At 45.6% G+C, this 21,704-nt stretch carries 19 protein-coding genes; 12 read left to right on the top strand and 7 right to left on the bottom strand.

The window, feature by feature from the left end; translation table 11 throughout:
• Positions 1-2 precede the first annotated feature (2 nt).
• The gene (locus tag IEW69_RS14640; protein WP_188627621.1) at positions 3-2,528 is read right to left on the bottom strand and encodes a PAS domain-containing protein; all 2,526 of its coding nucleotides are present in this window, start codon (positions 2,526-2,528) and stop codon (positions 3-5) included.
• 116 nt (positions 2,529-2,644) lie between these two features.
• Positions 2,645-3,223 (bottom strand): putative outer membrane beta-barrel protein, encoded by a 579-nt coding sequence (locus IEW69_RS14635; protein WP_188627620.1) that lies wholly within the window; start codon positions 3,221-3,223, stop codon positions 2,645-2,647.
• Between the two features lie 84 nt (positions 3,224-3,307).
• Between IEW69_RS14635 and IEW69_RS14630 the strand changes: the two genes are divergently transcribed.
• Together IEW69_RS14630 and IEW69_RS14625 are read left to right on the top strand one after the other, a co-directional pair.
• Positions 3,308-4,222: a bestrophin family protein gene (locus tag IEW69_RS14630; RefSeq protein WP_188627619.1), complete on the top strand. Its 915-nt coding sequence runs from the start codon at positions 3,308-3,310 to the stop codon at positions 4,220-4,222.
• An 82-nt stretch (positions 4,223-4,304) separates the two neighbouring features.
• Entirely contained in the window at positions 4,305-6,857 is a 2,553-nt protein-coding gene (locus tag IEW69_RS14625; protein WP_188627618.1) for an ATP-binding protein, read from the top strand.
• A 1-nt stretch (position 6,858) separates the two neighbouring features.
• On the opposite strand, the gene IEW69_RS14620 is transcribed toward IEW69_RS14625, so the two are convergent.
• Positions 6,859-7,500 (bottom strand): response regulator transcription factor, encoded by a 642-nt coding sequence (locus tag IEW69_RS14620; RefSeq protein ID WP_229663635.1) that lies wholly within the window; start codon positions 7,498-7,500, stop codon positions 6,859-6,861.
• A gap of 444 nt (positions 7,501-7,944) precedes the next feature.
• On the opposite strand from IEW69_RS14620, the gene IEW69_RS14615 reads away from it, so the two are divergent.
• The 3 genes from IEW69_RS14615 to IEW69_RS14605 all read left to right on the top strand — a co-directional run bounded on the left by IEW69_RS14615 (position 7,945) and on the right by IEW69_RS14605 (position 10,610).
• Positions 7,945-8,256: a type 1 glutamine amidotransferase family protein gene (locus tag IEW69_RS14615; protein WP_188627616.1), complete on the top strand. Its 312-nt coding sequence runs from the start codon at positions 7,945-7,947 to the stop codon at positions 8,254-8,256.
• Position 8,257: 1 nt separating this feature from the next.
• Positions 8,258-8,590 (top strand): Type 1 glutamine amidotransferase-like domain-containing protein, encoded by a 333-nt coding sequence (locus tag IEW69_RS14610; protein ID WP_188627615.1) that lies wholly within the window; start codon positions 8,258-8,260, stop codon positions 8,588-8,590.
• An 85-nt stretch (positions 8,591-8,675) separates the two neighbouring features.
• A complete protein-coding gene (locus IEW69_RS14605) occupies positions 8,676-10,610 on the top strand; it encodes a heavy metal translocating P-type ATPase (protein WP_188627614.1) in 1,935 nt (644 codons plus the stop codon).
• Between the two features lie 72 nt (positions 10,611-10,682).
• Here the strand turns inward: IEW69_RS14605 and IEW69_RS14600 are convergent, their stop codons facing one another.
• From IEW69_RS14600 to IEW69_RS14590, 3 genes are all read right to left on the bottom strand, one after another.
• Positions 10,683-11,036, bottom strand: a complete 354-nt coding sequence (locus IEW69_RS14600; RefSeq protein WP_188627613.1) for a hypothetical protein — start codon at positions 11,034-11,036, stop codon at positions 10,683-10,685.
• 153 nt (positions 11,037-11,189) lie between these two features.
• Complete coding sequence (locus IEW69_RS14595) at positions 11,190-12,629, bottom strand: beta-helix domain-containing protein (protein ID WP_188627612.1); 1,440 nt, start codon at positions 12,627-12,629, stop codon at positions 11,190-11,192.
• Positions 12,630-12,739: 110 nt separating this feature from the next.
• Positions 12,740-13,015, bottom strand: a complete 276-nt coding sequence (locus IEW69_RS14590) for an isoleucyl-tRNA synthetase (RefSeq protein WP_188627611.1) — start codon at positions 13,013-13,015, stop codon at positions 12,740-12,742.
• A gap of 152 nt (positions 13,016-13,167) precedes the next feature.
• On the opposite strand from IEW69_RS14590, the gene ileS reads away from it, so the two are divergent.
• The 5 genes from ileS (at position 13,168) to IEW69_RS14565 (ending at position 18,835) form a co-directional block, all read left to right on the top strand.
• Positions 13,168-16,566, top strand: a complete 3,399-nt coding sequence (gene ileS / locus IEW69_RS14585) for an isoleucine--tRNA ligase (protein ID WP_188627610.1) — start codon at positions 13,168-13,170, stop codon at positions 16,564-16,566.
• Positions 16,567-16,570: 4 nt separating this feature from the next.
• A complete protein-coding gene (locus IEW69_RS14580; RefSeq protein ID WP_188627609.1) occupies positions 16,571-16,954 on the top strand; it encodes a TraR/DksA family transcriptional regulator in 384 nt (127 codons plus the stop codon).
• Positions 16,954-17,556: a lipoprotein signal peptidase gene (locus IEW69_RS14575; RefSeq protein ID WP_188627608.1), complete on the top strand. Its 603-nt coding sequence runs from the start codon at positions 16,954-16,956 to the stop codon at positions 17,554-17,556. The genes IEW69_RS14580 and IEW69_RS14575 overlap by 1 nt, the downstream gene beginning before the upstream one ends.
• A gap of 66 nt (positions 17,557-17,622) precedes the next feature.
• On the top strand, positions 17,623-18,318 hold the full coding sequence (locus tag IEW69_RS14570; RefSeq protein WP_188627607.1) for an SIMPL domain-containing protein: 696 nt from the start codon (positions 17,623-17,625) through the stop codon (positions 18,316-18,318).
• A 208-nt stretch (positions 18,319-18,526) separates the two neighbouring features.
• A complete protein-coding gene (locus IEW69_RS14565; RefSeq protein ID WP_188627606.1) occupies positions 18,527-18,835 on the top strand; it encodes a hypothetical protein in 309 nt (102 codons plus the stop codon).
• Between the two features lie 115 nt (positions 18,836-18,950).
• Here IEW69_RS14565 and serS read toward each other — a convergent pair whose 3' ends face one another.
• Complete coding sequence (serS, locus tag IEW69_RS14560; protein ID WP_188627605.1) at positions 18,951-20,222, bottom strand: serine--tRNA ligase; 1,272 nt, start codon at positions 20,220-20,222, stop codon at positions 18,951-18,953.
• Positions 20,223-20,257: 35 nt separating this feature from the next.
• On the opposite strand from serS, the gene rsmI reads away from it, so the two are divergent.
• Positions 20,258-20,983 (top strand): 16S rRNA (cytidine(1402)-2'-O)-methyltransferase, encoded by a 726-nt coding sequence (gene rsmI / locus IEW69_RS14555; RefSeq protein ID WP_262890788.1) that lies wholly within the window; start codon positions 20,258-20,260, stop codon positions 20,981-20,983.
• A gap of 15 nt (positions 20,984-20,998) precedes the next feature.
• The gene (locus tag IEW69_RS14550; protein WP_188627604.1) at positions 20,999-21,703 is read left to right on the top strand and encodes a PH domain-containing protein; all 705 of its coding nucleotides are present in this window, start codon (positions 20,999-21,001) and stop codon (positions 21,701-21,703) included.
• The last annotated feature ends 1 nt before the right edge of the window (position 21,704 follow it).

Below are 21,704 nucleotides of genomic sequence, written 5' to 3'. Positions count from 1 at the left end.
GCCTAACTTGGATCTATTTTCTTGTCTGTTTCCGAAAGAATTGAACTGATGATCTGATCGAGCTCATGTGCGGAATCAGTGAGGTGGGCAAGCAGCTCCATGTTGGTGAGCTTGCCCTCACTATAGGTCAGTAATTCCGACAACCCCATGATCCTGGCCAGCGGCGCACGTACCACATGGCTCTGCATCCAGGAGATTTCCTTCAGGTATTTATTTTCATGTTCCAGGTTGCTGATGTAGGTTAAGCGCTCCGTTACATCCTGGATGGCTCCAACCATACGTTCCGGTTCACCTGATGCATTGAACACAAAGAAACCGCGGTCTACTACAGCTTTGTAAACCCCACCCGATGTTAAGAACCGGTACTGCTGTTTCCAGCGCGTCTTCTTATCGCGCAGGTGTACGAAGATCTGATCTACGATATGCTCCTGATCTTCCGGGTGGATGAGGTCCAGCCATCTAACTAAAGGCTTATCCTTATCCTTGTCCTGGCAATCGTATCCAAAGACCTCATTGAAACCTTTGCTCCAGGTCAACTCATTCGTTTGCAGATCCCAGTCATATATGGCATCACTTGATCGTGAATTCCGATTGTAGTGCTCAATGTTTGCTTTGATTTTCCTTTCGTTATTGATCCGCTGCGTTACATCGCGACCGGTAATGACGATTCCACTAACCGCTTCATCGTCGCTGAGGTCTGTGATAAAACTCTCCAGCCATCGATATTGTGCCGGATTAATGGAAACGCGGAATGGTGCCAGACGCTGCGACCGTGACAGATGAAGACTGCTGAAACCTTCAACCACAGCTGCTTTATCTTCCGGATGTATAAATTCAAAGATATTTTTATGCATCAGCATGGCTGAATCGACTCCTAGAACGCGCCTGGTGGAGGGACTCACATATTTGAATGTTCCGGAGATATCCAGTATGGCGGTGAGGTCTGAACCATCCTGCACAAGTGCTTTAAAGCGTTGTTCACTGAGCCTAAGCGCCTGTTCTGCTTTAATGCGATTTGTAACATCCTGGGCGACGATGATCCGCGCCCTGTCGTTCCAGGAGGTAAGCGGCTGGCTGACCAGCTCTGCAATGAGGATTTCTCCCGATTTCTTCATCAGGCGGACTTGTGCTTTGTTCAGAAGCTTAGGTCGTACATTCTCTTCCAGCATTTTATCGAGCACTGGCAATTCCGAGGCGGGGTACATGCTTTTGACGGTCATGTTTTGAAACTCTGCTTCAGAATAGCCATAGGCCTCAATGGCCGCAGCATTAACGGCAAGGAATTTAAGACTCTCAATATCGTACACCCAGATTGGAAAAGGGCTGAAGTCGAACAGCTGTTCATAACGCTTTTTTGCTTCCTGAAGTTCCTGCTTGGCTTCAATCCTTGCGGTTGCATCCCGGAAATAGATGCTTAGTCCATCTAAATTCGGGTAGGCTGATATCTCCAGCCACATTTTCGCGGAGGGCAGATATTCTTCAAATAGCGTAGCCTCCTGTGTTTCCAAGACTTGACGGTAAACCTTGATGAACTTACCTGATAAAGCTTCCGGATGGAAATCCCCCAAGTTTTTGCCGATGATCTCAGACCTTGGTGTTTTTAACATCCGCTCTGCTTCCTTGTTCCAGTAGGTTACAGTCCAATCTTTATCCATAGCAAAGAAACCATCTTTGATGCTTTCCATCATGGATACAAGTTGTCGCTGGTGCACGGTGGACTTTTCTTCAATCTCCCGCAGCAAGGTCAGGTCATTCGTGATCATGTAAACACCAAGCACCTCGTTATTAATGATTATGGGAATAAAGGTGATGTTCAGCACCAGGGTTTTCCCGATGCCATTTATAACTTCCGTCTCTAAGTTCTGTATCTCACCTTTGATTGACTTTTGGAAAGCTTCAAATACCGGGTGGAAGTTTGTTTCCGATATGAGCGGCAGAAAGGACATGTTTAGCAATTCCTCCCGGGTGTGGGCACTCAGGTCTGCGAAGATCTTGTTTACGTTCAGGAAATTCCCGTAAAGATCGAGTGTCGCCATTGCTTCCGGATAATCGTTGAACAATGGGTGTGCGAAGTTCTCATGGAACATTGGGCTATCGGTTTCCGAGCGGGACTGTTGTGTCACAAACTCCGTAACCTCTACAATGGAATGTACCAGATAAAGAACCTTGTTGTTTACATCCAGGATTGGTACGGTATCGGAATTCCAGAACTTAACGATTGGTTCTGCTTGTTTATTTACCCTAACATCATAACGCTGCAGCCTTACTTTGCTGGGTTTTTTCAACCGGAAAGCATTCTCCAAGGCTGAACGAAATGCCTTTACCCTTTTTTGACTGTCTTCCCCGCCTGCTTCAGGAAATAGGTCGAACATATTGCGGCCAACGACCTGTGACAGTAGCGTTCCAGTAACCTTAAGGTATGCATCATTGGCATCAATGACGGTGAATTTCGGAGAATCGGGCAGCAGGAATAGGCAGGGTGTATTGGATGACTTGTAGTTCTCTAAGCTACGTTCTGTCGAAGGCATATATATTCAGTTTGGAATCAAGTTAAAAAGAATTCGTAATGTTCCATACCCTGGGGTACAAAAAAACCGGTTTGCTTTTTAAATTTCACAAACCGGCTTACATTTTTGTTGTCGAACTATCTTACGTCACGAGATACTTTAGCGGCAGTTCCTCTGCCGGGAAGGTAAATCTGAAGTCCGAAAGATAGGCCAAGGTTGTGTTGGTAACCATCATTACCGAAACCAGTAAGGCCCCTGTATTTAACCAGGGTTTCCAAGCCGATGTTTGGGGTAATAAAGTAGGCGAAGCCTGGACCGAAGCTAAAGTCGAAGCCGTTGGTATTGCCACCTACCGCTGGATTGGAGCCACCGATACCTGCGGTTACCTCACCAAAGAGTCTGCCGTGGTTCAGTACTTCCACATCAGACCCGGAATAGTAGCGTGCCAAAGGTCCGATACCATAGTTGATGGAGGTACCCTGGTTTTTCGCTGTTTCCAATCCGAACTCTGCATAAGCACCCAGGGCGATGTTGTCCTGTACAAACCAGGCGGCTTTTGGCGTAACGTTAAACTCAAATCGGTTTGGCGCATCCAACCCGAAAGTCAGGTTGCTGATGTTGCCACCGACCATGACGTTACCTTTTTGAATTTGTGCCTGGGCAGTTAACCCGGCGAAGCCCGCGACTGCAAGCATGGTTAAGAAAAACTTTTTCATAGGATTGAGGTTTAGGTTTTAACTTCTATCGTTTCACAAAGCCTATGCCACCCCTGCCACCGTGCCAAAAGGATTTTTATCTGTATGATTATTAGAAAACAAGAAAACTGGTTCAGGATGCTCTTCATTTGGCAAGGCTCTGTCTTACCGCGCCTACTCGGCAGGCTGTCGCTACTGCTGCTACTCAGCCTTGTCGTCCTGTATTTTAATGGTGCCATTTTCAATTACAAGATTCAGCTGAACCCCGCTCCTTTTACGCTTTTTGGCATTGCACTGGCAATTTTCCTGGGCTTCCGCAATAATGTGAGTTACGACCGCTTTTGGGAAGGCCGAAGACTATGGGGCAGCATGCTCAATACAACCAGATCTCTGGCGCGACAGGCACAAACTTTAACCCATAAAGGTGCCCCTACGGACACCGGCCATTTTGTGAAGCTGCTGATTGCCTTTAGCTGGTGCGCCAAACATCAACTCCGGCAAACAGATCCGGCTGAAGACCTACATCGTTTGCTGGGTGCAAGGGAAAGCGAGCAGCTTAGGGGTAAGCGTTACGTGCCAAACCTGCTGGTGCTGGAGATGGGTAAATGGCTCCAGGTGTTGCACAGCAATGGCAGCATAAATCCTTTACTCGCCGCGAATATAGATCACAACCTGAATGAATTGTCTAACATCATCGGCGGCTGCGAACGCATTGCAAGTACGCCCATCCCCTACACGTATAAAGTTCTGCTACATCGCACGGTGTACTTTTACTGTTTTCTGCTGCCATTTGGTTTTGTCGACAGCCTTGGCTGGATGATGCCGGTGATTGTGACCTTCATTGCCTATACTTTCGTTGCCCTGGAAGCGGTAGCTGATGAAATTGAGGATCCCTTTGGTGTAGAACCAAATGACCTGGCACTTAACGCACTTTGTACGATGATTGAGCACACGTTAAGAGAAATGCAGGGCGAAATACCAGGCGCAAGTCCGGACCCGAAACACTATAACCTGGATTAATGGCAAGCATCTTCATCAATATTTCGTAATTATGGCTTTAGTTTTGATAACAAAAGCTGACACACAAACCGTAGCTGTTTAGATGACTTTTTTAGACGATCCTTTGTTCAAGGCGGCGTTGGATGCTGCATTTCCACGTGTTATCCTATTTGCAGATGCAAGCCCTGTCCGCCTAATCAGCTATAATGCAAGTGCAGCAGCATTGTTGAAAGGCGAAGTGGTCCCAACACCGGGGCTCCATGATTTCGTTGAAGCAAAGTACCACGATCAACACACGGAACGGGTAATTCAAGAGGCTGTCGAGCTGGCGATTAATACTGGGGAGCGTGCTTTACTTTACTTTTCTACAAGTATGGCTGCTGAGGACGATCTTGAGGATCAAAATTGGTTGCAAGTGGAATTGTTCCCTGTAAAAGGTACAAATGATGCAGTTGTATATATTCTGGTTAATCTCATTAGCTTACCCATTGCACCGTCCAGCATTCAAAAAACCCGTGAACGCCTGTTTAAACAGCAGAATCTTTCTGAGGAACTGGATGCGACCAATGAAGAACTATCAGCAAGTAACGAGGAGCTCACCATTACCGTAGAGGCGCTAAACCAATCTCAGGAGAGCCTGCGTCAGGCGAATGAAGTTCTGGAACGGCGTGTCCGGGAAAGAACACAAGATCTGCAAAGATCGTTGTCGACCATACAGGAGGAAAGACAACGATTAAGCAACATCATCGCGAACCTCCCGGCGGGCGTATGCATCCTGAAAGGTCCGGAATTCATTCTGGAGGACGTCAATGAGGGCATGCTGAAGATCTGGGGCAAGGAAATGGATATTCTCGGTACAAGACTACTTGACTTTATGCCGGAACTGCAGGAACAAGCATTCCCTGCTTTGCTCGAAGAGGTATTCAGGACTGGAAAAGCGTATATTGAAAGGGATGCCAGACTGGACATTAATAATGAGGGCAACCAGCGAACACTATATGTCGATTTTTCCTATACCCCATTGTTTAATGCTAAAAAAGAAGTAGACCGGATACTTGTTCATGCAGATGACGTAACCGAACGCAGCCTGGCAAGAATGCGTGAACAGTATTTATCTGAAGAACTTAGCGCCATTAATGAGGAGCTCTACTCTTCAAATGAGGAACTTGCAGCAACAAACGACGCGCTCTCCACTTCCAAGAAAGTACTTACTGAAAGTGAGTCGACCCTAAAGTTCATGTTTAATGCCATTCCGCAGCAGGTATGGACATCTTTAGCCGGCGGCGAACTCAACTACGTCAACCAGCTGATGTGTGAGGAATTTGGGCAGGATATGGAGACGCTTGTACGACAGGGCTGGCGACAATACATACATCCGGACGATTTACTACGAGCGGTTGAAAACTGGACGATTGCACTGCAAACCTCCCAGCCCTTTACCGCTGAATACCGTCTGCGCTTCAAAGACGACAAGTACTACTGGCACATGGGCAAAGCTGCGCCTATGATTGAAAATGAGCAGATCAAATTCTGGATCGGTACAAACACCAACATTGAATTACAGAAAGCAAGTGAGCAGAAGAAAGATGAATTCCTTTCGATAGCCAGCCACGAGTTAAAAACACCTTTAACCAGCATAAAAGCCTTTAACCAACTTATTGCCAGAACAAAGGACATCAGCAAGGTTCAGCACTTCTCTGTTAAGTCGGCCGAGCACATCGAAAAACTGGAATGGCTGATTAACGACTTGCTTGATGTTACGAAGATCAATGCGGGTAAGATGGTGTACAACATGCAGCCGCTGAACTTTAGGAAGTTGCTGTTGGGCGCGATTGATACCATACAGCAAACCAGCGCAACGCACCAGATTGTGTTGAATGGTACCGAAGAGATCGAGTTTGTCGGAGATTACCTTCGCCTGGAACAGGTTATTCAGAACTTTTTGTCGAACGCCATCAAGTATTCCCCGAAGGCGGACCAGGTGATCGTTGAGTATAAACTGGAAATGGGCAACATTGTCGTATCCGTGCAGGATTTTGGAATTGGGATTGCACGCAAGGATTTCAGTCGCTTGTTCGACCGCTACTATCGTGTAGACAACAGCGCGATGCGTTTTGAAGGGCTCGGTTTGGGCTTATTTATCTCTTCAGAAATCCTGAAGCGGCACCAGGGTAGCTTCTGGATAGAAAGTGAGGAGCATAAAGGTTCGACGTTCTTTTTCCGGCTGCCACTTGATGCCTCTAAGAATAACCATGAGGCCATTAACAATGATGACTTCTACAAGGATCGCTCCCTAAGCATTGTTTATAATGAATCAGGACAGCGTTTGGATGTTGACTGGACTGGGTTTCAGGACCTGCAAACTGTACAGGGTGGCTGCCTGAAGATGTTGGAGATGCTCTCCAGGCATAAGGTAAGCAAGGTGATAAATGACAACAGCCACGTACTGGGCACCTGGTCTGATGCTTCGGACTGGGTTGGCGAAATCTGGTTTCCAATGATGGAAAAAGCGGGGCTGCGCCAGTTTGCCTGGATTTACTCACCCGCGGCATTTAGCCAATTATCTGCCCATAAAGCAGCTGATGGTGCTTATGGAAGTGTAAGCACCCGGTTTTTTAAAGACGTCAATTTAGCAAGGGCATGGGTAGAGGAGTAAGTTAGATCAGGCGGTTTAGAACGGCATATTTAATGAGTGTAGCCGTATTTTTACAACCTGTTTTATCCATTAGATTTTGACGGTGCCCCTCTACAGTTCTTCGACTGATAAACAGTTTTTCGCCCATTTCACTATTGGTGAGTCCCTCTCCTATTAGCTTTAAAATTTCCAGCTCCCGGCTATTCAGGTGTAGGTTTAATGGCTCTGTCGCCAAAATAGGTCCCTGTTTAGTAGATCGATGGAGCAAACCAAATGATAATTCGGAGCTTATATATCTTTCCCCCGCAACAACCTGTCTCAAAGAAAATATCAATTCCTCCGGACTCACCGTCTTCAACAAGTATCCGGATGCCCCTTCAGAAAAAGACTGAATCATATATTTTTCATTGTCCAGCATTGAAAGCATGACAACCTGTATGGAGGGATTGAGCTCCTTCACGGCTCTTATGAGTGCAATTCCGTCCATGTCTGGCATGTTAATATCAGCCAGAACAACATCGGGGATAATGCCCGCTTGTAATAATGCAATAGCCTCAAGGCCATTATGTGCTTCACCGATGACGGTGAAGCCCTCATGCGTTTCCAACAATAACTTAATGCCATCTCTAACTAAATTATCATCTTCAGCTAAAATCACATTCATCTTCAACATTTGCTGTTTATATTTATAGTAAGTACTGTTGCTTTCGTAAGCTACCTCTAATTTTTGTTAATAATGCGATACCACCAAGTTATATGTTCATGGCATGGGAACGCTGAGTCTTTGTTTGTCACATAGCTCCTCTCAACATTCAAGACCAAGCGTTAAGGATATTAGCGCTATTGCTTAAAAATTAACGCACAAATCTACAAAACCCTCCAGTAAACACTTAAAGTAGATTTACTTCTAAGCATCAGTATTTCTACGTGTATAACACAGGTAAGCGCAATTTCTACTAAAACAATTGTAGTGCATTCTATTTTCAAGTAACAATTATCTATTGAAGCCTGACCCGACAAGTCCATGTTATGTTTATAGCTGCGGGTTACATGAACTACCTACAAAGTAGCCCAATATCTACGTATTGTGCATTTGTCGAAAACAATATTGGCTAGAAAGAAGCTTATTCTTAAACAAAGCTTGAAGAATTTAGATATGGAAATTGACGAACTAACACAGTATCAGCAAAAGAATGATTGTCCCATTCCGACAGGTATTTTAATGATTATCGGTGGTGGCGAAGACCGTGACTCTGTTATGAAGGAATACACTAAACTCTTAGAGAAGGAAAACCCCGTAATCGAGCTCGTTACAACAGCAGGATCGGTTGATGTGAAGCAAACCTATGAGGAATACAAAGCGCTGTTTGAAAAACATATCCCCTGCAGGGTAAATCATATCCACCATAATCATCGATGATGTGAAGCAAACCTATGAGGAATACAAAGCGCTGTTTGAAAAACATATCCCCTGCAGGGTAAATCATATCCACCATAATCATCGAGAAGATGTGGATGCGAAAGAAGTGGAGGCTCGTGTGAAAGGTGCAGATGCCGTTTTTTTTGCTGGCGGGGACCAATTGAAATTAACATCCATTTACGGAGGTACTGGCTTTTTGTTTTTGCTTAAACATCGTTACATCTACGAGAGATTAGTGGTAGGTGGCACCAGTGCAGGGGCAATGGTCCTTTCCACTCCCATGATCTTTGCTGGCACGGGCGCAGATGAGATGATTGCCGGGAATGGCAATTAGTATTCGTAATTTAAGCCTATCTATCCTTGCTGCTGGTGACAAGTTTGATATTCACCAATGAATCCACCACATAAGTAATATTTAAATGAGCGACCGAACACATAACCATAGACATTCAACAAAGGGTGATACCTGGCTAAGGCATTGGCCCCTCCTTGTGTCACTACTCGCGCTTGTGGTAATGCAGGTGTTGGAGCTCGGCTTTAAAGTCCATATCGGCACCTGGCCAAGCTTGCTGATCTACGGATTCGCACTACTCCTGGCAGGCTATCCGGTATTCGCGCTTGCTTTTCGGAAAGCTTCAAGACTGGACTTCTTCAATGAAGTTGTACTGATGAGCGTAGCCACCATTGGTGCTTTTACCATAGGCGCATATAGTGAAGGCCTGGCCGTAATGGTGTTCTACGCCATAGGCGAGTGGTTCCAGGATGCCGCTGTAGATAAAGCCAAACGGAACATCAAGGCACTGCTGGACATCCGGCCCGACCGTGTAGATGTACTGCGCAACGGCAAGATAGAATCGGTAAACACACGCGAGGTGCTCCTGGATGAAAAAATCCAGGTTAAAGCCGGTGAGCGGGTTGCTTTAGATGGGCTGCTGCTAAGTGAACAGGCGACGTTAAATACCGCAGCATTGACCGGGGAAGCTAAACCCGACAACAAACGCAAAGGTGAACCCGTTTATGCGGGCATGATCAACCTGAACCAGGTTATTCAGGTACAGGTGAAGTCCTTATTCAAAGACACCAAGCTCAGCAAGATCCTGCAAATAGTGCAGGATGCAACCAGCAGAAAATCCAAAACACAGCTTTTTATTTCCCGCTTTGCAGCTGTTTATACCCCCATTGTCTTCATGCTGGCGCTTATCGTGGTGGTGCTGCCCTATTTCATCGTAGAGGAATATGTATTCAGAGACTGGCTGTACCGGGGATTGGTTTTTCTGGTGATCAGTTGCCCCTGCGCTCTAGTGGTTTCCATTCCACTGGGCTACTTCGGTGGCATTGGCCTGGCCTCCAAGAATGGGGTTCTTTTTAAAGGTGCCAACTTCCTGGACGTCATGACGAAAGTGAACACCGTCGTGATGGATAAAACCGGAACATTGACCAAGGGTGTATTTGAGGTGCAAACCGTTAAGACGAACCAGCTGGATGAAAGAACCTTTCTCCAGTATGTAGCAGCCGTAGAAAGCAAATCCACGCACCCAATTTCGACAGCCATAACAAGGTACGCGGAACATATCATCAACAGTCCAAAACCGAAGGTTGAAATACCTAAACCTGACTATTCATTTTCTGCAACCGATGTCACTGAAATCCCTGGCTTAGGCCTAAAGGCTACCGTTAATGGGAAATCTGTGCTTGTCGGTAACACGCGCTTACTTGAAAGGCAAGGCATCCAGTTCGACACTGGCCTGGTCGATATTGCAGAGACGGTGGTGACCGTTGCCATTGATGGTGTTTACGAAGGTCATCTGGTCATTGCGGATGCACTTAAACCCGATGCGAAAGCCGCGGTACAGGCGCTGCAAAAAGCTGGCATCGAAGTGGTGATGCTTAGTGGAGATAAGGCGAGTGTGGTTAAAAGCGTAGCCGATCAGCTGGGGATTAAACAATATGCACCGGATTTATTGCCTGAACACAAGGTTGAACACCTGACGAACCTAAAAGCTGCGGGTAAAACCATTGCTTTTGTTGGTGACGGCATTAATGATGCACCTGTAATTGCGCTCGCAGATGCCGGAATTGCCATGGGTGGGCTGGGCAGCGATGCTGCGATTGAAACGGCAGATATCGTGATCCAGAATGACCAGCCCTCTAAGATTCCCGGCTTAATCCGGATCGGCCGCATTACAAGGAACATCGTATGGCAGAATATCTGCCTTGCCATGGGCGTTAAGATCTTGGTGCTCCTGCTGGGTGCCGGTGGCGTAGCCACCCTTTGGGAAGCCGTAATTGCAGATGTCGGCGTTGCCTTACTGGCCATCCTGAATGCGGTTCGCATCCAGAATTACAAGATCTAGATCATTCGAAAGGTTATTACATAAAAAAGCCTGCGCAACTGCGCAGGCTTTTTTATGTATAGCTGTAAAGGGTTATTGAGCTGGAGGGGTTGTTGTTCCAGATCCGCCGGTTGTTCCACCAGTAGAGGTTCCACTGCCAGTACCTGATCCGGTGCCTGTACCTGTTCCGGTTGTTCCAGTGCCACCAGTACCAGCGCCAGTTGCGCCACTGCTAGATCCACTAGTGCTTGTTCCTGTTCCTGATGCACCACCAGAGCCCATTGTGCCCGTATTTGAAGTATCCATCATGCTTGTGTCGGTCATTGTAGTGTCCATCATGGATGTATCCATTGATGTTGAATCACCACCTTCACCGTTGTTGTTTGAGCTACATGCTGCAAAGACCATCCCGGTAAATGCAAGAGTCATTAAGGCTTTGAATTTCATTGTTTTCTAGGTTTTCGGTTAAAATTAGTTTGTTAGTATACAAGTGATTATGTTTTCATTACACAGTACCATCAAACACCGAAAAATGTTTACCAGAATGTATTCAAAGCTTCATTTTAAGTACAAATACCTCTAACTCAGTATTTTTACGCATTAATCCCAGTTTGCCCAGCTACCTGTATTTGCCCAGGAGTCTGTTGAACCAAGTGCGCCACGGTAAGCAACTTTCATCATGCTATCCATGACCTTGTTGACACCATTACTGCTGAAGTTAACACCCTTAAGTGCTGGCGAGCCAACCTGAGGTCTGAAATCTGGTGCCGTACCAGTCTGATATAAACCATTAAACATGAAACCTGCGATGTCCGTAAGTAACTCGTTATTGTTTGCTCTGTTCTTGGTTGTCTTACTACCAGTTTCTGTAGCCCATTTTGCAACATCTGCATCAGGGTTAATCTTCACGCCGGAAGGTCCGTCATCATAGTTGAATGCCCATCCTTGTTTATCTGCATTAACCAGGTTGTATCTGAACTCCGAATTATCTTCATTCCAATCACCCACCAGGTAAGGTTTCGTTTTAGGACAAAGCATCAGTCCACCATAAGTGTAACCAGCGATAATAGAGTTCTGAATGGTAAATCTGGTGTTCTTACGGATGTATACACCCTGACTCTGGTCACCTTCAGGTTGATCTCCTTGTGGGCCCACGATGGTCATGTTCGAAATCACGGGGTGTGTATAAGGAACGATACCTGGAAGGGCATCTTTTTCATTTAAGCTTTCTACACCATTTGCACGGATACCAACTTTTGAAGCAGATGGTCTGTAAGAAATGATGAATTGTAGTTTTCCGGTATAACCGCGGTCGAAATCGAAGTTATCATCACCGTTATCATAAGAAATCAGGTATTTAGCGTTAACATTACCGCCAACAAACTGGAAACCATCATCTTTGGAGTGTTTCACCATTACATTTTCAAGGATGGTACCGTTACCAACACCGCCAAGCATCATGCCGCTAGCGTAGTCAATAGCCCACTCCTCTTCGTTTGCAGGGTTCAGCGCCCCGGTGTATTCAAGACGCAGATATTTGATGGTACCGGAGTTATCACCTTCATCAACACCACCAAATTCAGTATCTAAGGTTTCAGGCATACCCGCAACATGCATAACACCACCATCGCCATTGGTTGCCGCTTTACCCAATACAATTACACCTACCCAGTCGCCAGGCGCTTTAGTCGCTGCCGCTGAAGTAAATACAACAGGACGGTCTACCGTACCATTCACGTCAAGCTTTGAGCCACGCGTAATGATTAGCGCACCTTTGTCTTCCATTTTCTCTGCAGGTTCAACCGTAATGGTCGTTCCGGCAACGATGGTCAACTTAACATTGCCTTTTACATAAACACGACCCTTCAAGATGTATTCATTATCGGGGGTCAGGGTGGTTGGCTGGGTGATTTCACCGCTCAGCACTAAAGCCTGTTTTTCAGGACCTGGAACATATTCATCCTGGTCTTTCTTACAGGAAAATAACACAGAAACACACAACAAAGCCAACAAAAGGCTCGTTTTCAAATTTAAGTTCATAGAGATGTTGCTTAATATTGCGCAAGTTAGGCCCAATACCACACCAATCTGCTAATGATCAGGATATTGATAAAAAACCGGGTATTTTAATTGTGTTTTTTCTCACTTTTTCACGGGCGACTTTCTTCCAGCGGCTGGGCGTCTGGATCCGGTGCGTCTGGATCGATTTCCGGATTTAGTTGTACGCATCCATCACTGTCTTTCTTTGCAAACAAAATCGGATAGAGAAACATCAATGCGCCGGCAATCAGGAACACGCCTGAAGCCTCAAGGAAGTACATGGAAACTTCTTCATTTTGTTCTCTAAGAAGCATGTACACAACCACTCCGATTATACCAAGTATAATCGCGATCACACCTTTCTGGAGTTTGAGAACTTTAATCATAATGAAATAGATATTATTTATGGATTAATCTTAACCATATTACACAAAAATCAATCCAAGGCGTAATATGCTCGATATTTAACGCTGGGGATACCGTTTTTAAATACAAAAGCTTAACTTTGCACACTTAATTTTTTGGAGATACTGGATTGATGTATAGGGAATTTAAACAACTAGAACTAGCTAAAATAGGAGAAGAAATACTGGCGTTTTGGAAGAAGGAACAAATCTTTGAAAAAAGCATTTCAACCCGGCCCGAGACACAGCCATTTACTTTTTTTGAAGGTCCTCCTTCGGCCAACGGTATGCCGGGCATACACCACGTCATGGGCCGTGCAATTAAAGACATTTTCTGTCGCTACAAAACCCTCAAAGGATTTCAGGTAAAACGCAAAGGCGGATGGGATACCCATGGTCTGCCAATAGAGCTTGCTGTAGAAAAGAAACTTGGCATCACCAAGGAAGATATTGGTAAGAAAATCACCGTAGAGGAATACAATGCTGCCTGTAAGGAAGAGGTTATGAAATACACCGATGTATGGAATGACCTGACTGAAAAGATGGGCTACTGGGTAGACCTTGAAAACCCATATATCACTTACCAAAACGAATATATCGAATCCCTTTGGTGGATCCTGAAGTCTTTCTACGAGAAAGGCCTGATCTACAAAGGGTACACCATACAACCGTACTCACCAGCTGCAGGTACCGGACTGAGCTCACATGAGCTTAACCAGCCAGGCACCTACAAGATGCTGAAGGATACATCCATCACTGCACAGTTCTTCCTGAAAAAAGATCAGGAGCACCCGCTGATGCCGGTGCTTTTTGAAGATGGAACCGAAGAGACGGCTATTATCGCCTGGACAACAACCCCATGGACCTTACCTTCAAATGGTGCGCTGGCCGTGGGCGAAAAGATCAGCTACGTGAAGGTTAAAACCTTCAACCCTTACACCTACCTGCCGGTAAGCGTAATTGTAGCGAAAGATCTTGTGGGCAAACACTTCAAGAAAGATGCTCAAGACTTAGCTTCTGATGCGTACAAGGGCGGCGACAAGCTGATCCCATGGACCATCGCAGCAGAATTTACAGGTAAAGAACTGGTTGGCCTTCGCTATCACCAACTCCTGGATTACGTAACCTCCGATGCGCTGAAAGCAAATGCATTCCGCGTGATCCCTGCAGACTATGTAACCACCGAAGACGGTACAGGTATCGTGCACATCGCTTCTGCATTCGGTGCAGACGATTTCCGGGTTGCTAAAGAAAGTGGAGTTCCTGCGGTGATGATTAAAGATGCCTTTGGAAATGAACTGCCACTTGTAGACAAGCAAGGTAAGTTTGTTGACGAAGTAACAGACTTCGCTGGTCGCTATGTAAAAGAAGAATTCTACAGTGACGAAGAACGTCAGGCGCCAGATTTCAAATCTACGGACGTCTTGCTAGCCATCAAGCTGAAGGAAGACAACAAAGCATTTGACGTTAAAAAATACGAACACAGCTATCCGCATTGCTGGAGAACTGATAAGCCAGTTTTATATTATCCGTTGGATAGTTGGTTCATCAAAACCACAGCAGTTAAAGACAAGCTTGTTGAACTGAATAAAGGCATCAACTGGAAACCTGAAGCAACTGGAACAGGCCGTTTCGGAAACTGGTTGGAAAACCTGGTCGACTGGAACCTGTCACGCTCCAGGTATTGGGGTACACCGCTTCCAATCTGGCGCACAGAAGATGGACAGGAAGAACTTTGCATCGGCTCTATTGCTGAGCTTAATGCAGAAATTCGCAAGTCCGTTGAAGCCGGATTTATGGATGCAGCCTTTGAACTGAAGGACATGCACCGCCCTTATGTGGATGATGTAATCCTGGTTTCCCCTACTGGTCGTAAGATGAAGCGTGAAACCGACCTGATCGACGTATGGTTCGACAGCGGTGCGATGCCTTACGCACAGTGGCACTTCCCGTTTGAGCATAAAGCTGAATTTGAAAACGCCTACCCTGCAGATTTCATCGCAGAGGGTGTGGATCAAACCCGCGGCTGGTTCTTTACCCTACATGCCATAGCGGTGATGTTAAGCGAAAGCAGTGACGAGATCAAAGCCATCAACGAACGCGTAGGCAACCCTGGTGTAGCCTTCAAGAACGTCGTATCTAACGGATTGGTGTTAGATAAAAATGGAAACAAGATGTCCAAACGCCTTGGCAATGGTATCGATCCATTTAGCACCATCTCTACCTACAGTGCTGATGCCACCCGCTGGTACATGATCAGCAATGCATCCCCTTGGGACAACCTTAAATTTAACATGGACGGCCTTGATGAGGTTCGTCGTAAGTTTTTCGGAACCCTTTACAACACCTACTCTTTCTTCGCATTATATGCGAACATTGACAAGTTTGTACTGGATAAAGACAATCAAACGCCTGTTGCAGAACGCAGTGAGCTGGATCGCTGGATATTGTCGCTACTACAAACGCTTCTTGCCGAAGTAGATGAGAGCTTCAATACTTACGAGCCGACAAGGGCTGCCAGAGCAATACAGACCTTCGTGGATGAGCACCTGAGCAACTGGTACATCCGTTTATCGCGCCGCCGCTTTTGGAAAGGCGAAATGACTGCAGATAAAAAAGCAGCCTATGAGACGCTTTATACCTGCTTAACCAGCATTGCACAAATGATGTCGCCAATAGCGCCTTTCTTTGCAGACTGGTTGTATCAGAACCTTACCGTTTCAGAAGAACAGCCGGCACAATCCGTGCACCTAACCTTCTGGAAAGCTGCGGATACGTCTTTGATCGACCTGGAACTGAATGCCCGCATGGAGCTTGCACAGAACATCTCTTCGATGGTACTGGGCTTGAGAAAGAAATCGGCCATCAATGTGCGTCAGCCGTTGGCGAAAATCCTGATCCCAGTACTGGATCAGCAACTTGCCGGACGTGTAGACCTGGTGAAAGACTTAATCCTTTCTGAAACCAACATCAAAGACATTGAGTACATCACCGATACCGTAGGTTTCATCACCAAAAAGATCAAACCAAACTTTAAGGCCCTGGGCCCTAAGGTTGGAAAGAGCATGAAACAAGTTGCGGAAGCGATTACCAACCTGGATCAGGAAAGCATTAACATCCTGGAAACCAAAGGTGAAATCGAAATCAATGTTCAGGATCACACGTTTCTGATCTCTAGCAGCGACCTTGAAATCATCGCTGAAGACATCCCGGGATGGCAGGTATCGAACATGGGTAACCTGACCGTTGCTTTAGACGTAACCATCACACCGGAGCTTAAACTTGAAGGTTTATCCAGAGAGCTGATCAACCGGATACAGAACCTGCGCAAGGAACTTGGATTCGAAGTTACTGACAGAATCACCGTGCAAGTACAGCAGCATGAACTGATTGCAACTGCCCTGATGCAAAATAAGGAATACATTTGTTCAGAAATTCTTGCAGATGATATTATATTAGCAGATAACCTGGTAGAAGGAAACAAAACGGTGATAGATGACGTTGAATTACAAATTTTGTTAATTAAAAAATAAAATAATGGAAAAGACTACGAAGACAAGGTATTCTGACAGCGAACTTCAGGAATTCAAAACATTGATTCAGGAGAAGTTACGCGTTGCAAGAGAGGAATTCTTGTCACTAAGCAACTCGCTTAGCAGCCCGAACTCTAATGGAACTGAAGATACATCAGGTACTTATAAGACCCTTGAAGATGGGTCTGCAACACTCGAAAAAGAGCAATTAAACCAATTAGCAGCACGCCAGAAGAAGTTTATCGACAACCTGGAAAATGCATTGGTACGTATTGAGAACAAAACTTATGGCATTTGTCGCGAGACGGGTAAGTTAATCCAAAAAGAGCGTTTGATGGCCGTACCGCATGCAACGCTTAGCATGGAAGCAAAACTGAAGCAGGCATAATGAAAGGCTATACTAAACCTTTTTTAGTCATATTTTTAGTTTTACTGATTGATCAGGTGTCTAAAATCTGGATCAAGACCAATATGTCTATGGGTCAGGAATTCAATATCCTTGGAGACTGGTTCATCATACATTACACTGAAAATAATGGAATGGCCTTCGGGTTGGAGTTTGGCGGGGAGTTTGGAAAGCTGGCTTTATCCTTATTCAGAATTGCAGCAGTAGGAGGTATCGGCTACGGCTTGCATTACCTCATCCGGCATAAATACCACAGGGGGCTTATCCTTAACGTGGCTTTGATTTTTGCCGGTGCCCTGGGAAACATCATTGACTCCGTATTTTACGGCGTCATCTGGAACTATGCAGGCCTGTTTCACGGTCGTGTAGTAGACATGTTATACTTTCCAATTATGGAAGGTGTGTTTCCACAATGGGTACCCATCTGGGGTGGTGAAGATTATATCTTCTTCAGACCCGTTTTTAACGTCGCTGACGCTGCGATCTCTGTTGGTGTGATCATCATCATGATCTTCCAGAATCATTACTTCAAAGAGGAAGTGGTGGAAGAAATTGGCATCAACAACGAAATCGTCGAAGACTAATAACAGCCGGGGCATGTAGCATTTTTATATCTTGGTGCGTTTACCACATAAGTAACACACAAACATATGAAAAAGCTAATTGCCCTGGCCTTTGTTGCCTTCTTCTCCTTCAGTGCCCTTGCACAGCAAGTGGACCTCCGCAAGAAAATTACTGTAAGCGGCCTCGCCGAATCTGAAGTTACCCCAGACATCATCTATGTAAGCATCTCGCTTAAGGAATACTTCAAAGACAACAACAGCAAAAACAGAATTGACATCACCACGCTAGAGAACCAACTCGTGCGTGCGGTGCAACAAGCAGGCTTGCCTAAAGAAAGCCTGACCATCAACAGCCTTTCTTCTTTCGCAACCCGTGACAAGAAAAAGAACCCTGAATTCCTTGCCAGCAAACAATACCGTCTAAAGGTTAACGACCTGAACAGGTATAACGACATCATTGGTGCCATTGATCCAAGAGGCATTGCTTATACCAATATTGATAGCTATGACTACTCAAAGATCGACCGTTTAAAGCTGGAGCTTAAAGTAAGAGCGCTTCAACTCGCGAAACAAAAAGCAACCTTAATGGTGGAATCTATTGGCGACAAGCTCGGTAGTGCGATAGACATTCAGGAGATCAACAACGAGATTTACCCACAAGCTTACCGCACCAATAACATGATGATGAAAGCTTCCGCAGCGGATCAGGAATCTTCAGCAGAAATCGACTTCAAACAGATTAAATTAAGCTATACCGTCAACGTTGTTTTCGAAATCAAATAACTGTTTAAAAGAGTGGACAGTATTTCTCAAGCTGTGCTATCGTTTAACAGTTAATCTTTAAGTAATCGATCAGACACAAACCCGAGGTTCAACATGTCTACAAATGGCATTTACAGGCCTATCTATACTTTAGATTACGATTAATTTCAAAAACCTACCATTTTTGGTAGGTTTTTTGTTTATAGCGTATTAATTAAAACGAAATCATATGAAAAAATTAGTTTACGCTTTAGCGCTTGTATTTATCTTAGGATTTAGTGCAAACCCAACCATGGCTGCAGACCGTAAGGACAAAGTTGAGCTTACTGCTGAACAACAACTGCAGTTAAAAAGAATTACCGACCGTGTTGAAGAAATCAAAGGCATGGACAAATCGGATCTTTCAAAATCTGAAAGAAAAGCTTTACGCAAAGAACTTAAAGAAATGAAAAGCCAGGCCCGTGCAATGGGTGGAGGTGTTTACCTTTCTGTAGGTGCAATTATTATCATCATCTTATTGTTAATCCTGATCCTGTAATTGATCAGCTTAACCGCCATAAACCCTTTTGGGTTTAAATAATGAGTTAACTTATAATGAAAAAAGCCCTGGTTACAACAACCAGGGCTTTTTTTTATTGAATAAACGTCTGAGCTTAGTCGATGTACTCGAAGCCAGTATATTTCACCAAAGCTTCCGGAATCTTAATACCCTGCTCTGTCTGGTTGTTTTCTAAAATCGAACCCACAATTCTCGGCAATGCCAGCGCGCTGCCGTTCAAGGTATGTGCCAGCTGTGTTTTACCACCTTGGCCTTTGAAACGAAGTTTCAGGCGGTTTGCCTGATAGGTTTCAAAGTTAGACACAGATGAAACCTCCAGCCAACGCTGCTGCGCAGCACTCCAAACTTCCATATCGTAAGTCATGGCAGAGGTAAAGCCCATATCGCCACCACACAAACGCAACACGCGGTAGTGCAATCCAAGTTCCTGCAGCAGACTTTGTACATAGGCGCTCATTTCCTCCAGCACTTCATAAGATTTCGTCGGATGTACAATCTGTACCACCTCTACCTTATCAAACTGGTGCAGACGGTTCAAACCACGCACATGCGCGCCATAGGAACCTGCTTCACGGCGAAAACAAGGGGTATATGCAGTATTTTTAACAGGTAGTTCTTCTTCTTTCAGGATTACATCACGATACAGGTTCGTTACCGGAACCTCTGCAGTCGGAATCATGTACAGGTTATCTACACCCGCATGATACATCTGTCCTTCTTTATCCGGCAGCTGCCCGGTACCAAAGCCGGAAGCTTCGTTTACCATATGTGGCACCTGCATTTCACGGTAGCCATTCGCCACGGCGTGGTCCAGGAAAAAGTTAATCAGTGCCCGTTGTAAACGTGCGCCTTTCCCTTTGTAAACCGGAAAACCAGCACCGGTGATTTTCACACCAAGTTCAAAGTCGATGATATCGTATTTTGCAGCAAGCTCCCAGTGCGGCAAGGCGCCATCCGGTAAAGCTGCCGGTTCGCCATGCAGGGAAACCACTTCATTGTCCTCTGCCGTTGTACCTGCTTTTACCAGCTCATGCGGCAGGTTCGGCAATTGTACAATCAGGTTAAACAAGCGGCCTTCAATGTCGGTCAGCTGCTCGCCGAGCGACTTGATCTGCTCTTTATTGCTGCCAGTCTGTGCCTTTAATGCTTCAGCTTCCTCCTTTTTTCCGCTGCGCATCAGCTCGCCAATCTGGCGGGCGCTAGAGTTTGCTATAGCCGATAACTGATCCAGGGAAGTTTGGGTTTGTTTACGCGACTCATCCATTTCAATGATCTGATCCACCACTTCTACCTGTTTGAAGTTACGTACACTTAAGCGTTCTAAAACTTTCTCTCTATTATCACGGATATAGTTAACTTGCAGCATTATTAATTATTTTTTTTACCAAAGATAACAAGAGTTTGGAGAATAATACGTTTGGTAAGCTATTTCTGGTGCCTACACCCATCGGCAACCTCGAAGATATGACCTTCAGGGCCGTCCGCATTCTGAAGGAAGCAGATGTGATTTTAGCTGAAGATACCCGCACCAGCGCACCTCTGCTAAAGCACTTCGGCATAGATAAAAAAGCCTACTCCCACCACCAGCATAACGAACACAAAGCCACTTCAGAGATCATCCGTTTTCTGAAAGAAGGTAAGCTTGTGGCACTGATATCTGATGCCGGCACACCCGCCATTTCCGACCCGGGCTTCTTCCTTACCCGCGAGGTCTTAAAAGAAGGGCTTGAAGTAGAATGCCTGCCCGGCGCAACGGCATTCGTGCCAGCACTTGTCAACTCTGGCCTGCCAACCGACGCTTTTGTATTTGAAGGTTTCCTGCCGGTGAAAAAAGGTCGCCAGACCCGCCTAAAGCGCCTTGCAGAAGAAGACCGCACCATCGTGCTTTACGAAAGTCCGCACCGCCTGCTGAAAACCCTCGAAGAATTTGAAGAATACTTCGGTGCCGACCGCCAGGCTTCCGTAAGCCGGGAGCTCACCAAGATGTATGAAGAAACGGTTCGCGGCACTGTTGAAGAAATAAAATCACACTTCAGCAACAATATCCTGAAAGGAGAATTCGTAATTTGTGTTGCAGGCAAACCTGAAGTGAAAAAGAGCAAATTAAAAGATAAAGACTACAAATAAACATACCGGAATACGATGATGATACCTGATAAATTTCTGCTTGATGAACAAGATCCGAAAGCTATAGATAAAGTCCTTGGAAAACTAACCGACATGCTCAGCAGCAACGAAGAACTGCTGTACATTGCTGTTCAGAAAAAGCCTGCAGTAAACTTGCTGCCAGACTGTATCGCGGTAACCAATAAACGCATGTTCTATTGTGAACCAGGCAACTTAGGCATCACCATGAACTTCAAAGACATCTCCTGGAAAAGCATTCATGAAGTCGCATTCAAAGAAGAGCTGTTCGGCGCCAAATTTACCTGTACTCCGGTTCAAGGTGTACCATTGGTTACCGACTTCATCCCTAAGGTACAAGCCCGTAGATTATATCAGGTGGCTTCAGAGCAGCTGGAGTTCTACAAAGAGCAGCAGCTTATAGCTGCAAGGGAAGCGCAAAGCCTTAAAGAGCCTGCAAAAGCACCTTTGTTTCAGGATACGGAAGGTTTCGAAGAGGCAATAATTGTGGACCATGCTGAACTTCCGGAAACCACCGCCAGCAGTCAGATGCAAACGCCGGAGGCGCCAACGCCCGTAACGCAGCAAAGCCCTGCACCAGCTCCCGAGCCGGAAGACGAAACGACCCTGAAGCTACGTAAGCTAAAAACGCTTTACGATAAGCAGCTGATTACCCTCGAGGAATACGAAGCCAAGAAAGCCAGTATTCTGGATAGCTTTTAAA

The sequence above is a fragment of the Pedobacter quisquiliarum genome (assembly GCF_014642175.1).
Taxonomy (GTDB): domain Bacteria; phylum Bacteroidota; class Bacteroidia; order Sphingobacteriales; family Sphingobacteriaceae; genus Pedobacter; species Pedobacter quisquiliarum.
Note: the sequence above shows the minus strand (reverse complement) of the source record. Positions and strands in the feature narration are given on the sequence as shown.